This is a genomic window from Micromonospora sp. PTRAS2, assembly GCF_054052245.1.
On record NZ_JBSWBU010000009.1, the window covers coordinates 95,046 to 109,278 of the forward strand.

Here is a 14,233-nt window from a genome sequence, read left to right on the forward strand (position 1 = left end):
GGACCGGGCCGCCCGACCCGCGTTGGCGAGGATTTCACCGCCGCGTGCGGATCCGTTCCACCGCCACCCCTGGCCTACGCCGGCCGCCGTGCCGAGACTGTTCCTCGCGCCGGTCCGCGCGGTCCGGCCCCGCGCCGGGGAGGGCACCATGATCGAGGGGTACGCCTTCGGGCTGCCGTCGTGGCTGAGCATCGCGGATGCCGGCCCCACGGACGCATCGGGGGAGCGGACCGTGTTGCCCGCAGCGCGCGCCCGCAGCCGGGCCGGCCTGTTCACGGCGCTGGTCGGCGCGCTCGACCTGCCCGGCCACGTCGGCCGCAACTGGGACGCGCTCGCCGACAGCCTGCGCGACCGGCTCGACGCCGGCCCGCTGACCCTGGTGGTCGACGAGGCCGCGCAGTTGCTCGCCGACGAACCCGTCGGCCACCTCGGCCTGCTCCTGGCGGTCCTCGGCGGCGCCGCCGGTGACGCCCCGCACCCGCTGCGGGTGGTGCTGCGGGACGCGCCGGAACGCGTGCCGGACGTGCGCCGCCGCACGGCGCGCGCCCTGCCGCGCCGCTGAGCCGGCCGGCGCGCCGCCGCGCCGCCGAGGCGGCCTGCGCACGGCCGCCGCCGCTGAGCGGGTCGCGCCGGAGCCCGCGCCCGCCGGGGCCCGCGCGCTCACCGGCTGGTCGGGGCCCCGGCTTCCACCGGCTGGTCGAGGATCGCGGCGAAGCGTTCCTCGGCGAGGTCGAGCTGGCCGAAGATGTGCTCCTTGACCGCCGGCGCGAGCGGGGTGTCCGACCGGGCGACCAGCTCCCGCAGGACCGGCACCAGCGGGCGGTACTTCGCCGCCAGGGAATGCACCTTCGGCCCGACGGTGTGGATCAACCCGACCCCGTTGTCGGTGAAGTCGGAGACCTTGACCACCCGGGCCCACGGCTCGCGGTCCAGGCTGGCCGCCACGTGCTCCCGGTACTGCGCGTGCCGGTCCCGGCCCGGGTCGTACACCGGATTGGTGACCGCGCCGACCAGCCGCGCGACCCGCGGGCCGAACCGCTCGGCGAGCGCCGCCAGCGCGGCGGCCGTGGGGTCGCCGCCGGCCGCCGGCCCCGCGCGGTGCTGGCCCGCCAGCTCCGCCGGGTGGTCCTCCACCGCGTCGTGCAGCAGGCCGGCGACGATCACGTCCGCGTCGCGCACCTGGTAGTGGTGCATCAGCCGGATCGCGACCCGCAGCAGGTGGTTCAGGTACGGCTCGCGCACCCGCCGGTCGTCGCGGTGCAGCTCGGCGGCGAGGTCGAGGGCTGCGGTGAGCCGGACGCGGGTATCCGCGTCGAACGCGCCGATCTCCAGCCGGAACCGTTCCCGCAGGCCGGGCTCGCCGTGGATCTCGGTGATCGCGTGCATGGGCATCGAGGCCAGGTACGGCGGGAAGTCCATCCACCACTTATAGCTGATCTTCACCGCCCGTGGGTCTTCCCGTCGGCCTTGTGACGCCGACCGTGGCCCTGCTCAGCGCCGCCAGTTGGGCAGTTGCCGCTCCGACATCTCCCGCCAGAACCTGCGCAGGCCGACATAGTCGCCGTTCTGCCACGGCGCTCGGGCCTCGAATACGTAGCGCAGGCTGGCCAGGTCCCGCTGCCGGGCGCAGAAGCTCTGGTCCATCTCGTGCGGCATCCGCTCGCCCCGGGTGGGCAGCGGGCACAGCCGGAAGTCGCAGTCGTCCAGGCAGGTGGCCCCGGGGTCGCACCGGTCGGTGGCGTGCAGGGTGCGCGACGGCTGCATCGCCGAGCGGTCGTTGGTGAGGCAGGGCGGCAGGTCGCAGCGGTCCGCGCGGGCCAGCCGCTCCTCGCGTTCGGCCAGGGTGTCGCCCCGGTCGGCCAGGTTGAGCAGCAGCATGATGTCGGCGAGCAGCCGCTGCGCCCGGCCGCCGAGAATGCTCCAGCCCATCGAGTCGGGGATCCACAGGCGCTGCTCCCGGCGCAGGTGGTCGGGGACGCTGCACGAACCGACCCGGCTGGCGGTCTCCCGCTCGTCGATCCAACAGTACCGCTCCGGCCGCCGGGTGAGCAGCGCGTACACGCACAGCCGCCCCACCTCCAGCACGAAGGGGTGCGCCCCGCACCGCTCCCGCCCCGGCACCGCCGACCCCGCGATGCGCGTCCAGTGCTGCACCAACCCGTAGGGGTTGGAGCCGCGGCCCCGCCTCGGCAGCGGCTCGGCCGGGTCGTCGGGCAGGGCGAGCAGGGTGAGGGCCTGGAGGAGTGCCAGGTGGCTGTACCAGAAGCGGGAGTTGCGCAGCGCGAACTCGGCTTTCTCGACCAGGAAGCTGCGGTCCCAGCGCGCTCGGCCGACGGGCAACCTCCGCACGTTGGCCGCGAGGCGGAAGCCCTGCGCGAGCGCCATCTCCGAGGTGATCGAGAGCCGCCGGCCCCCGCCGGTGGGGGTCAGCTCGCGCAGCCACTCGGCGAGGGCGACACGGCTGCGGTGGTACCGTTCCTCGCCGGGCACCCCGGAATCGGTGTCCTCGACCGTGGACAGGTGCAGCAGCGGGACGACCCAGCCCCGTAGCTGCTGCTCCCGCAGCGCCTTGGGGCCACCCCCGAGGCGCAGGTCCATGGAGCGGGGGCGGAGCAGCTCTGCCGTCGACAGGGCGAGGGTGGCGTCCATGCCGCCGAAGCCCAGCTCCCGCGCGGCGGCCAACCGCACGCGGTACGAGTGCTCGTCGGCGGCCAGCTGGAACAGGTCCGCGTACGGCGGGGCCCACAGCGGCCGGCGCCTGTCGACGGCCCCGTGGCGTCGCCTGTCGGTGATCAACCGGGCGGCCTCTCCCGTCCGCCGCACCACGTCGAGCTTCGCCTCGTCGAGGGGCCGGTCCGGCGTCTCGTGCTGGTAGCTGTGCCACCGCCGGGCCAGTTCGTTGACCAGGCTCGCGTGCCGGGGCTTCAGCGCGCTGGCGTCGATCTCCAGGGCGGCGGCGTAGAACTCGAGCTGCCAGCAGGCGTTCGGTTGGCCGGGAGCCGCCTGCTGGAGCAGGCCCACCATCTTCGCCGCGTCGTCCGAGTGGGCGATGGCCTTTGCCACCGCATGCGCCGTGAACAGCGTCCACAGCCGGGGCTTCTGCTCGGCGCGCTGGCCGGCGAACTCGCGGGAGAGCAGGCGCATCGCGTTCAGGACCTCCCGGCTCGGCTCGGCCCGGACGAGCCGGCTCAGCAGCTTGTTCCGCACGTCGGGATCGACGAGCAGTTGGGCGCCGAGATATGCCTGCAGGTCGCCGTGCTGGAAGCGGACCCCGTCGCTCTGCGCGTCGACGAGGCCCAGCTCGCCGCCCGCCGTCGCCGCGTGGGTGAGGTCGTCGCGTTCGGCGGGGCTGCGGCGTCCGTCCAGCTTCTGGCGCAGGGCGTCGAACAGGGGCCAGTGGGCGGAGGTTGGGTCCTGCCACTGGTCGTGGTCGGTGAGGTCCTCGTACGTCACCTGGAGCGAGTTGCGCAGGAACCCGGCGCAGGCGAACGCGGCGAGCAGGAGCATGGTGTCCTCCCGCTCCTGCCGGCTCTGCGCGAAGTCCTCCCGCAGGTAGCCGTCGAGCAGCGCCTCGCGCCACGCCTTGAGCAGCTCCCAGCGGGCCGCGTACCGGTCGATCGGGCGGCTCGCCGAGTCGGGCTCCGACTGGTATCCGGAGCGGTGCCGCATCCGGCCCTGCCGGTTGAGATCGCGGATGATGCGCAGGAACAGCGGGGATGCGGTGACGTCGGCGGCGTAGACCATGTCGATGACCGGTCCCCACGCGGCGGGACCCGACCGGTCGTCCGCCGTCAGCGCGTACTCCAGGGCGGCGCCCTCGCCGAGCGACTCCAGGCCGATCACGATTCCCGGCATGCCGCGCAGCGGGTCGTAGGGGCGCGACGCGATGACCAGTGGCAGGTGGTCGTCGGCGGCCTTCGCGATCGCGGTGCGGATCACGCTCTCCCCGCTGTGCGCCTTGTCGGCCTTCGCCATCTCCTCCAGCCCGTCGGCGAGCACCGCCAGGCGGTTTCCCCAGCGCAGCATCCGCCACAGCCGGCCGGCCTGGGCGTCGCTGTAGAGCCGAGAGTTGACCTCCTCCAGGAACCGGTCCCGGGCCAGCTGCTCGAAGTCGAGCTTGTCCTTGTCCTGCGCGTCGTGCAGCCGGATCGGCACCGGGACGATGCCCCGGCGGGCGAGTTCCCTGGTCAGGGCGACCAGCGTCGCGGTCTTGCCCGAGCCGACCCCGCCGACGATGACCGTGGGGCAGCGCACCCGGTTGTCGCGGATCCGCTCGATCAGGACCTGGCACAGCTCGTCGCGGCCCACCACCCGGTCGATGCCGTCGTTGGCGGTGCGCACCAGCTCGTACGGCCGCTTCTTCGCCCGCTGCTGGTACCAGTGGCGGACGTGGAAGCGGGTGAAGATCCAGAAGACGAGGAAGGTCAACGCGGCGCCGGTGACCGGGCCGAAGAAGCTCGCGATCCGGGCGCAGGATTCGGCGGCGTCCTTGCCGCCGCACGGGTTGGGCACGCTGGCGGGCCAGCGCACGTGGACGTCCAGCACGTGATGGGCGACCAGGTGGAACAGGGGCAGGAAGAACTGGTTGAGGGCGACCGTGAACAGGATTCCGCCGACGACGAGGCCGAGCAGGACCAGCGCCCACGGGTAGTGCCACCAGCGCGCGTTCGTCGGGAACCGGCTCGCCCGCGGCGCCTGGTCCCGGCGCAGCCCGCCGCCCACCGCCACCTGCGTCCGCCGGGACAGGCGGGCCCACCAGATGCGGGGCGTCAGCAGCCACCCCCGCCAGAGCGGACCGCGCATGCGCCGCACCCCCGTCCGCCGCGCCCACCCGAAGGTGAGCATTGCTCACCACGTGTCCTGCGCCGAGGCTAACCCGTCACTATCGGGAGTGAACCGGCATTCGCGGCATCCGGGCGAGTGGGCAGCGCGGGGTCCTGCCGGCTGCCGACCGGGCAGAATGATCGGGTGGACCGGGTGGTGGCGGTGCTGGTGGCGTTGCCGCCCGCGCTGGTGCTCGCCCTGGTCTTCCTGCTGCCCGCGCTGGAGGCGTCGACGTTCCTGGGGCTGTTCGTGCCGGGGGAGATCGCCGTGCTGGTCGGCGGGGTGGTGGCGCACTCCGGGCGGCTGCCGCTGTGGGCCGTGATCGTGGCCGCGGTGGCGGGGGCGGCGCTGGGCGACCAGGCCGGCTACCTGGTCGGCCGCCGCTACGGCCGCCGGCTGCTGGCGCGTACGCCCCGGCGGTTCGTCCGCTCGGGAGAACTGCGGCGTGCGCTCGATCTGGTGCGCCGCCGGGGCGCGCTCGCCGTGGTGATCGGCCGCTGGGCGGCGGCGCTGCGGGCGCTGGTGCCGGGGATCGCCGGGCTCAGCGGGATGCCGCAGGCCACGTTCACCCTGGCCAACGTGGCCGGCGGGGTGCTCTGGTCGGTCACGGTCGCGGTGCTCGGGTTCCTCGCGGGCGCCTCGTACCGGCTGCTGGAGCGTCGTCTCGGCCTCGGCGGGGAGGCGGTGCTGGCCGTGATCGTGGTGGTGGTGGCGGTGCGGCTGTGGCGGCACCACCGGGCGGCTCGCCGGACCGGTCCGGCGAGCCGGGGCTGACCCCTGCGCGCCCTGATCGGGTGGTCGACGTGCCGGGACGGGGGAGAGAGGGGGCCCCCGCCCCGGCACGCCGAGTCAGGTGAGAAGGGGACCCTTCTCTACCGTATGCGTTAACAAGGGGCCCCTCCTTTCACAGCGGCAGGCGGTTTGCGCCGGCGAGCGCGCCGACCACCAGCGGGACCAGCGGCGCGGGCAGCACCTGGCCGTGGCGCAGGGCCGGCGTCCAACCGGCGTCGGTGCCCAGGTCGGGGTCGTGGGTCGCGTTGTACGCGGCCACCAGGTCGACCGGGCGGGCCCGGTCGCCGTCGGCGCGCACCCAGTTGCCGCGGGTGGTGACGGCGGTGCCGCCCCAGTCGTAGAGCAGGTCCTCGGCGGCGATGCCCGCGGCGAGGGTGAAGTGGTTGTTCTCCACGTACGCGGCGGACTGCACCCCGACGCCGACGGCGTACTCGAAGCCCTCGCCGGAGAGCCGGTACCAGTTGTTGTAGACGTCGACCTGGCCGAACCGGACGCGCGGCAGCCGCTGCAGCACGCGGTCGAACATGTTGTGGTGCAGGGTCACCTTGAGCCGGCCGACGTCCGGGCCGACGGTGTTCGACGAGCCGATCAGCATGAGCTTATCCCGGCCGACGAACCGGTTGTACGAGGCGGTGACCAGGCTGGCGGTGTGGGTGATGTCCAGGGAACCGTCGTGCACCTGGTAGGGGCGGCCGAAGTACACCGGCTGCGCGCTGTCGGGGTTGTCGCCGTCGGTGAACGTGTTGTGGTCGACCCAGACGTGTTCGCTGCGGCGCACCGAGACCTGGTCGTACTGGGAGTTCCAGTTGCCGGTCGCGCCGTCGGTCGGCGACCAGGCCGGGAAGCAGTCCCGGGCGTCGTCGAAGGTGAGGTTCCGCAGGATCACGTTGTTCGCGGTGTCGATCATCAGGGTCAGCCCGGTGAGCGTCGCCCCGCGCAGCCCCACGATGGTGGTGTTCGGGCCGACGTTGATCTGGGTCTGCTTCGTCTGGTTGGCCACCGAGCGCACCCGCGCGGCCTCCAGCGGCCCGGTCGGGGGCACCATGCCCCAGACGGCCGGGTCGTACGCCGCCAGGTAGGCCGCCTGCGAGTACTCCGGGTCGGCCAGGTCGGCGCAGCCGAGCAGGCCGCCGTCGGCGGCCTCGAAGCCGTCGATCACGCCGTCGACGACGATCACCTTGGGCGTGGCGTTGGTGCGGTTGGTGGCGTTGTCGCCGCCGAGGGCGGCGACCAGCTCGGCACGGGTGCGCACGAGGTGGACCTGGTCGGCGGCGGCGGCGGAGCCGCCGGTGGTGCCGACGCCGTCGGCCGCCCAGCCGTCGCCGGCGGGCAGCGTCTGGCGGGCGAACCGTTCGACGGGTCGGGGCACCGGGCCGCCGGCGTCGGCGGGCGCGGCGGCCGCCGCGCCCGGTGTGACCAGCAGGGACAGGGCGACCAGGGCCGCCCCGGGAAAGCGGTGGCGCATGAGGACTCTCCGAAGGGGTCTGTCGGTGCGGCGGATTCCGTAACGGGTACGAAATGCCGGTACGACTGACCGTAAGGAAAATCACTCAAGTGAGTCAATAATTTCTATATGCAGCTATGTTGCATCAAATCGTGACAGGCGGCATTTGCCCGACCGGTCGCGGTCGCGAACGCGGTGGTTGCGCCCGATTTGCGGGTGCGGCAGTCGCCCGTCGTTTGCAGTGCGTTTTCACTGGCCCGGCACCGGGCCCGCCTCAGGCGTCCTCCTCCCTCGTCAGCTCGGTGCGCACCGGCGGCACCGCCCACGGCACGCCCAGCTCCGACAGCAGCGCCCCGGACCCGGCCGCCTCCCGCAGCGCCGCGTTGACGCCGCGCACGGTCAGCACCCGGTCCGGCCCCTGGCCGGTGACGGTCACCAGGTCGCCGCCGAGCAGCGTCGGCTCGGGCGCGGCCTGGACCGCCTCCAGCACGGCCGTGAACGGCGCCGTGCGGGCCAGCGGGGCGATCAGCGGCGTCCCGGCCGGGTCGGCCCGGTGCGCCAGCAGGTTCTCCAGCAGGCCGCGCCGCCCCGGCACCTCGCGGGGCGCGTCGTCGCCGGGCAGCAGCAACCGGTCCGTCGGATATTCCAGCACCGCCCGCCCGGCCGTGCCGGTCACGATCACCTCCCCGGCGACGAAGTCCTCGCCGGCCAGGGTCACCGCCGCCACGATCGGCGGCCCGGAGCGCGGCACGACCCGCAGGGCCGCCGTGTCGTCCACCTCGATGGGGCGCACCCGGTAGCGCTCCAGCTCGATCGTCGCCGGCCGCACCGGCGCGCCGGTGACGGCCTCGGCCACGGCGAGGCACTGCATCACGGCGTGGGCGAGCGGGTTGGCCAGCGCCCCGTCGAGCACCGGCCGGCCGTGCAGCGTGCGCCGGCCCGCCCAGGGGGCCCGCGCGTAGTAGCCGTCCGAGCGCTGCCAGGCGGCCACCGTGGCGATGCCGGTGACGGTGCCGAGCCGCCCCGCCGTCACCGCCGCCGTCAGCTCGGCCAGCGCCGCCGAGCCGAGGGCCTGGAAGCCGACCTGGCAGGCCCGGCCCGTCTCGGCCACGGCGGCGGCCAGCAGCCGGTGCTCGGCCATCGACAGCACCGGCGGCTTCTCCAGCAGCACGTCCGCCCCGGCGGCCAGCACGTCCCGGGCGATCGGCAGGTGGGTGTGCGGCGGGGTGCAGACCACCACCACGTCCGGCCTGGCCACCGCGAGCATCTGGGCGTGGTCGGTGAAGACCGCCGCGTCGACCGGCAGCGGCGCCGCCGGCTCCGGCTCGATCGGGCGTACGTCGACAAGCGCGACCAGGCGCACCCGGCCGGCGTCGTGCAGCGGCGCGATCACCCGGCGGTGCCAGCGGCCGTGTCCGTTCGCGCCGATGACCGCCACCCGGGGCGGCGCGCCGGTCGCCCCCGCGCTCACGCCGGCCCCGCGTTCACGCCGCCCCCGCCAGGGTCGCCGTGACCCCGTGCCGGTGCAGGGCGGTCAGCCAGTCGGTGACGTCGGCGCGGACCTCGTCGTCGGCGGCCACCTCGGCGGGGAAGACCTCCCGCAGCCCGAACAGCGCCTCGACCACCCCGGCCGGGGTGCCGCCCGCGGTGGCCAGCGCGCCGGTGATCCGCTCGGCGAGCGGGTCGGCCAGCGGCAGCGCCGTGCCGTCGTCGGCGGTCCCGCACACGAACCGCATCCACGCGGCCACCACCAGCGCCGACCAGCGGGCCGACCGGCCCGCCGCGCGCAGGTCCACGATGGTGTGCAGCACCCGCTGGGGCAGCTTCTGCGAGCCGTCCATGGCGATCTGGAGCGTGCGGTGGCGGATCGCCGGGTTGGCGAACCGCGCCAGCACCTCGTCACCGTACGCGACCATCGACACCCCGTCCGGCGGGGTGAAGCTGACCGCCACCTCCTCGGCGACCAGCCGGCGCAGCATCCCGGTCAGCCCGGGCACGCCCAGCGCGTCGGCGACGGTCTCCCGCCCGGCGAGGGCGCCCAGGTAGGCGGTGGCCGAGTGCAGCCCGTTGAGGCCGCGCAGCTTCACCCGCTCCCACTGCCCGGCGTCGTCGGTGAGCACCGCCCCGGCCGCCTCCCACGCCGGCCGACCGCCCGGGAAGTCGTCCTCGATCACCCACTGGCGGTACGGCTCGGCGGCCACGGCCGCCAGGTCGGCGAAGCCCAGCGCGTCACGGGCCGCGGCGAGGGTCTGCGCCGTGCTGGCCGGCACGATCCGGTCCACCATCGTGCCGGGGAACGTGACCTGCTCGGACACCCAGGACAGCACCCGGTCGGCGGCGCCGGAGCGGGCCAGCGCCTGCTCGACCAGCCCGCGCAGCCGGGCGCCGTTGGCGGGCAGGTTGTCGCAGCTGACCAGCGCGACCGGCCCGGCGTCGGCCGCCGCCCGGGCGGCCAGCCCGCGCACCAGCAGGCCGGGCACCGTCGTCGGCGGCGCGTCGCCGGCCAGGTCGGCGGCGAGCGCCGCGTCGGGACTCAGCCGCCCGGTCACCGGGTCGAGCTGGTACGCCTTCTCCGTCACGGTCAGGGTGACCACCCGGATCGCCGGGTCGGCCAGCAGCGCGACCACCGCGTTCGGGTCGCTCGCCGCGTGCCGGACCCCGGCCAGGGCCCCGATCACCCGGGTGCTGTCGCCCTCGCCAGACAGGGTGGTCACGCTGAACAGGTTGTCCTGCGCGGCGAGCGTCTCGACGAGGTCGGTGCTGCGCGGGGCGACGCCGACGATGCCCCAGTCGCCGCCGGCCGCGCCGACCGCCTCCTCCGTGTAGACGGCCTGGTGGGCGCGGTGGAACGCGCCGAGGCCCAGGTGCACGATGCCGGCCGGCACGGTGCCGGGGCGCAGCAGCGGTCGGCTGGCCTCGGGCAGCCGGCGCAGCGCGGCCAGCCCGAGGCGGGACGCGCCCACGGTCACCGCCATGCCGGACCGTCCGGGAAGCGGAACTCGGCGATCGACTCGGGGCGCATGGTGGCGCTGTAGCCGGGCGCGGCGGGCAGCAGGTAGCGCCCGTCCCGGGTGCGGACCGGGTCGACGAAGTGCTCGTGCAGGTGGTCGACGTACTCGACCATCCGGCCGTCGAGGCTGGTGCCGACGCGCAGGAAGTCGAAGACGGCCAGGTGCTGGACGTACTCGCAGAGGCCGACGCCGCCGGCGTGCGGGCAGATCGGCACGCCGAACTTCGCCGCCATGACGATCTCCGCGAGCACCTCGTTGACCCCGCCGACGCGGCAGGCGTCGATCTGCATGACGCCGATCGCCTCGGCCTGGAGCAGCTGCTTGAAGATCACCCGGTTGGCGGCCACCTCGCCGGTGGCCACCCGGCACCGGCCGCCGGTCAGCTCGGTCACCGCGCGGGCGATCCGGGCGTGGCCGAGGATGTCGTCGGCGTGCGTCGGTTCCTCGATCCAGTACGGGTCGACCTCCGCCAGCGCCGTCATGTTGGTGATCGCCTCGTCGACGTCCCACACCTGGTTGGCGTCCATCATCAGCAGCGCGTCCGGGCCGATCTCGGCGCGGATGATCCGCGCCCGGCGCAGGTCGTCGGCCGGTGGGCCGCCCACCTTCATCTTCATCGCCCGCCAGCCCGCCGCGTACGCCTCGCGGGTCAGCGCCCGGACCTTCTCGTCGGGATAGCCGAGCCATCCTACCGACGTGGTGTACGAGGGAAAGCCACTCTGCTCTAGCACCGCGAGCCGTTCGTCCCATCCGATCAATCCCTTGTCGAGGATGGTGGCCGCCTCGTCGGGGGTGAGGGCGTCGGTGATGTGGTGGAAGTCGATGCTGGCCACGAGCTCCTCGGTGGGCAGCTCGGCGAGGAACCGCCACATCGGCTTGCCGGCGAGCTTGGCCCGCAGGTCCCACACGGCGTTGACCAGCGCGCCGGTGGCCATGTGGATGACGCCCTTCTCCGGGCCCAGCCAGCGCAGCTGCACGTCGGCGCTGAGCGAGCGCCAGAACGTCACCGGCTCGGCGACGATCTCCTCGATCGTGCGGCCCCGCACGTGGTGGGCCAGGGCCTGCACGGCGGCGCAGGTGATCTCGTTGCCCCGCCCGTTGGTGAAGGTGAAGCCCGCGCCGACCACCCCGGCGTCGGTGCCCAGCTCGACGTACGTCGCCGAGTAGTCGCCCTTGTTGATCGCGTCCGAGCCGTCGCCGGCCGCCGCGGTCGGGAAGCGCACGTCGTGCACGTCGACGGAGGTGATCCTGACACTCACAGCTGTTCCCCGATCTTGTAGACCCTCTTGGGCAGGCGGTAGGCGAGGTCGACGATGGTTTCCGCGGCCTCGTCCTCGGTCAGCCGGTGTTCGGCGACCAGCCGGGCGAGGAAGCCGGCGTCGACGCGGCGGGCCACGTCGTGGCGCACCGGGATGGAGCAGAACGCCCGGGTGTCGTCGACGAACCCGGCCGTGTTGTAGAAGCCGGCGGTCTCGGTGACCGCCTCCCGGAACCGGCGCAGCACCTCGGGGGAGTCCAGGAACCACCAGGGCGCGCCCAGGTAGAGGGCCGCGTAGCCGCCGGCGAGCGGGGCCAACTCCCGGGTGAAGGTGTACTCGTCGAGGGTGTAGACCACCACCCGCAGCCGGGGGTCGTTGCCGTGGGCGTCCAGCAGCGGGGTGAGCGCGTGCAGGTACTCGGTGGCCTGCGGGATGTCCCCGCCGACGTCGCGGCCGTGCCGGGCGTACAGCCAGCGGTTGTGGTTGCGCACCGAGCCGGGGTGCAGCTGCATCACCAGGCCGTCGTCGAGCGACATCCGGGCGAACTCCAGCAGCATGTGCGCCCGGAACGCCTCCGCGTCGGCGGCGTCGGCCGTGCCGCGCAGGCCCCGCTCGTACAGCGCCGCGGCCTCCCGGGCGTCGAGGTCCAGGGTCTGCGCGGTCGGGTGGCCGTGGTCGGAGCAGGTCGCGCCGGCGGCGATGAACGCCTCCCGGCGCCGCCGCAGGGCGGCCAGGAAGCCGGCGTACGTGCCGGTGTCCTCCCCGGCGACCGCGCCGAGCCGCTCGACGTTGCCGGCCCAGTTGTCGAACTCCATGTCGACCACGTTGTCCGGGCGGAAGGTGGTGACCACCTTGCCGCCGGGGCCGCCCCAGCCGTCGGCGGCGAGCTTCGCGTGCTGGGCCAGGTCGTCCAAGGGCGACTCGGTGGTGGCCAGCACCTCGATGTGGAACCGGTCGAACAGGGCCCGGGGCCGGAACTCGGGCTCGGCGAGGCGGGCCGCGACCTGGTCGTACACGGCGTCGGCGGTGGCGGGCGACAGGGGGGTGTCGACCCCGAAGACCTCGGTGAGGGTCTGCTCCAGCCACAGCCGCGACGGGGTGCCCCGGAACAGGTGCCAGCCGTCGACGAAGCGCCGCCAGATCTTCCTGCCGTCGGTCTCCACCGGGCTGCCGTCCACCGTGGGGACGCCCAGCTCGGCCGGGGGCACGCCCTGGCTGAGCAGCATCCGGGTCAGGTAGTGGTCGGGCACGATGATCAGCCGGGAGGGGTCCGGGAAGGGCCGGTCCTCGGCCAGCAGGGCCGGGTCGACGTGCCCGTGCGGGGAGATGATCGGTTGCTCCGCCGCCAGCGCGTACAGCTGCCGGGCCAGCGCGCGCAGGCCCGGGTCGGCGGGGAGGAGCAGGTCGGGTCGGGAGGTGGTCGGCACGTCGGATGGCTCCTCGGATGCGGTCGATGGTGCGGGGACGGGCCGGCGGGGCCGGGCAGCGCCGGCCGGCCCCGCCGGGGCGGGCCGCTGAGGCGGCGCGCCCCGGGCGCGGTCGGTCAGGGCAGGGAGAGCAGGTCGGCCACCCGGACGGCCTGGCCGGTCTCGAAGGACCGGTTGGCGGCCAGGCCGGTGAGCAGCGCGAGGGCGCCGTCGCGGGCGGTGGCCGCCCGGCGCAGCGGGTCCGTCGCGCCGCCGAAGAGCACCTGCGTCATGCGGGCGTCCGCGCCGCCGTGGCCCTGCCGGGTGTAGCCCTCGACCTCGATGCGCTGCGGCGGCTGCCAGTAGGGGCGCAGCGTGAGCGTGGCCGAGCCGCCCTCGGCGGCGGCCTCGGTGCCGTGCAGCGCCGCGCCCTTGAGCGCGCCGGCGGCCTGCGGGCTGACGAACTCGCTCTCCACGACCTCCAGTTCGAGGCGGCCCCGGCTGCCGTTGACCATCACCCGGTAGCCCTCCCAGGGGGCGTACGCGGTGAGGTGGTAGGTCATCGTCGCGCCCGTGGAGTAGCGGGCCAGCACGGCCATGTCGTCCTCGATGGTGACGCCGGGGGCGAAGACGTTCTGGTCGCGGTGGTAACCGTCCTCGGCCTCGGCGTCGAGGTACAGCTCGCGCAGCCGGGGGTGCTCGGCCATCCGCAGCGCGAACGGGTCGTCGGCGGCGGCCGGCGCGTCGTGCGCGCGGGCGTAGTCGCGGGCGTAGCCGTGCCGGCGGCCGGCGTCGCCGTAGAAGAACAGCCGGCCGGCGGCGTAGACCTCGACCGGGGTGGCGTCGAGCCACCAGTTGACCAGGTCGAAGTGGTGGCTGGCCTTGTGCACCATCAGCCCGCCGGAGTTGGCCTTGTCGCGGTGCCAGCGCCGGAAGTAGTCCGCGCCGTGGCGCACGTCGAGCAGCCACTCGAAGTGCACCGACCCGATCTCGCCGACCGCGCCGTCGGCGAGCAGCCGGCGCAGCTGCTCGTGCAGGGGGTTGTAGCGGTAGTTGAACGCGACCGTGACGTGCCGGCCGGTCTCGGCGACCGCGTCCAGGATGCGCCGGCAGCGCGGGGCGTCGACGGTCATCGGCTTCTCCGAGACCACGTCGCAGCCGGCGTGCAGGGCCGCGACGATGTACTCGTCGTGGGTGGCGTCGACGGTGGTGACCAGCACCGTGTCGACCCGCTCCTTGGCCAGCATCGCGGCGAACTCGTCGGCACGGTACGTCGGCACCGGCGCGTGGCCCAGTTCGCCCAGCCACCGGTTGTGCGCGTCCATGCGGGCCTGGTTGACGTCGGCGAACGCGACCAGCTCGGCGGTGTCGGCGTGGTCGCGCACCAGCGCCCGGACGAACATCTCGGCCCGGGCGCCGGTGCCCACCACCGCGTGACGGGTCCGTCCACCGGTTCTCGAAGACATCGCGGGGGCCTCCTGGCTGGCTGCAAAGGTT

General features: G+C 74.4%; 10 protein-coding genes. 2 read left to right on the plus strand and 8 right to left on the minus strand.

The features are described from left to right. Positions 1 to 88: 88 nt before the first annotated feature. Positions 89 to 562, plus strand: coding sequence for a barstar family protein (locus ACVMYR_RS24870; RefSeq protein WP_228986878.1), 474 nt, complete (start codon positions 89 to 91; stop codon positions 560 to 562). Positions 563 to 660: 98 nt separating this feature from the next. Here the strand turns inward: ACVMYR_RS24870 and ACVMYR_RS24875 are convergent, their stop codons facing one another. Both ACVMYR_RS24875 and ACVMYR_RS24880 read right to left on the minus strand, forming a co-directional pair. Next, a complete protein-coding gene (locus ACVMYR_RS24875) occupies positions 661 to 1,419 on the minus strand; it encodes an HD domain-containing protein (RefSeq protein WP_457122954.1) in 759 nt (252 codons plus the stop codon). A 72-nt stretch (positions 1,420 to 1,491) separates the two neighbouring features. Then, the gene (locus ACVMYR_RS24880; RefSeq protein ID WP_457122899.1) at positions 1,492 to 4,803 is read right to left on the minus strand and encodes a hypothetical protein; all 3,312 of its coding nucleotides are present in this window, start codon (positions 4,801 to 4,803) and stop codon (positions 1,492 to 1,494) included. A gap of 165 nt (positions 4,804 to 4,968) precedes the next feature. Between ACVMYR_RS24880 and ACVMYR_RS24885 the strand changes: the two genes are divergently transcribed. Next, on the plus strand, positions 4,969 to 5,598 hold the full coding sequence (locus tag ACVMYR_RS24885; RefSeq protein WP_457122900.1) for a DedA family protein: 630 nt from the start codon (positions 4,969 to 4,971) through the stop codon (positions 5,596 to 5,598). A 130-nt stretch (positions 5,599 to 5,728) separates the two neighbouring features. Here ACVMYR_RS24885 and ACVMYR_RS24890 read toward each other — a convergent pair whose 3' ends face one another. From ACVMYR_RS24890 to ACVMYR_RS24915, 6 genes are all read right to left on the minus strand, one after another. After that, complete coding sequence (locus tag ACVMYR_RS24890; RefSeq protein ID WP_396790654.1) at positions 5,729 to 7,081, minus strand: polysaccharide lyase family 1 protein; 1,353 nt, start codon at positions 7,079 to 7,081, stop codon at positions 5,729 to 5,731. Between the two features lie 253 nt (positions 7,082 to 7,334). Beyond that, entirely contained in the window at positions 7,335 to 8,531 is a 1,197-nt protein-coding gene (locus tag ACVMYR_RS24895) for a Gfo/Idh/MocA family protein (RefSeq protein ID WP_457122901.1), read from the minus strand. A gap of 13 nt (positions 8,532 to 8,544) precedes the next feature. Then, entirely contained in the window at positions 8,545 to 10,035 is a 1,491-nt protein-coding gene (locus tag ACVMYR_RS24900) for a mannitol dehydrogenase family protein (protein ID WP_457122902.1), read from the minus strand. Beyond that, the gene (locus ACVMYR_RS24905; RefSeq protein ID WP_396790660.1) at positions 10,026 to 11,330 is read right to left on the minus strand and encodes an enolase C-terminal domain-like protein; all 1,305 of its coding nucleotides are present in this window, start codon (positions 11,328 to 11,330) and stop codon (positions 10,026 to 10,028) included. Before ACVMYR_RS24905 ends, ACVMYR_RS24900 begins: the two co-directional genes overlap by 10 nt. Further along, positions 11,327 to 12,757, minus strand: coding sequence for a glucuronate isomerase (uxaC, locus tag ACVMYR_RS24910; protein ID WP_457122903.1), 1,431 nt, complete (start codon positions 12,755 to 12,757; stop codon positions 11,327 to 11,329). Before uxaC ends, ACVMYR_RS24905 begins: the two co-directional genes overlap by 4 nt. Positions 12,758 to 12,873: 116 nt before the next feature. Next, complete coding sequence (locus tag ACVMYR_RS24915) at positions 12,874 to 14,202, minus strand: Gfo/Idh/MocA family protein (RefSeq protein WP_077937787.1); 1,329 nt, start codon at positions 14,200 to 14,202, stop codon at positions 12,874 to 12,876. Between the last annotated feature and the right edge of the window lie 31 nt (positions 14,203 to 14,233).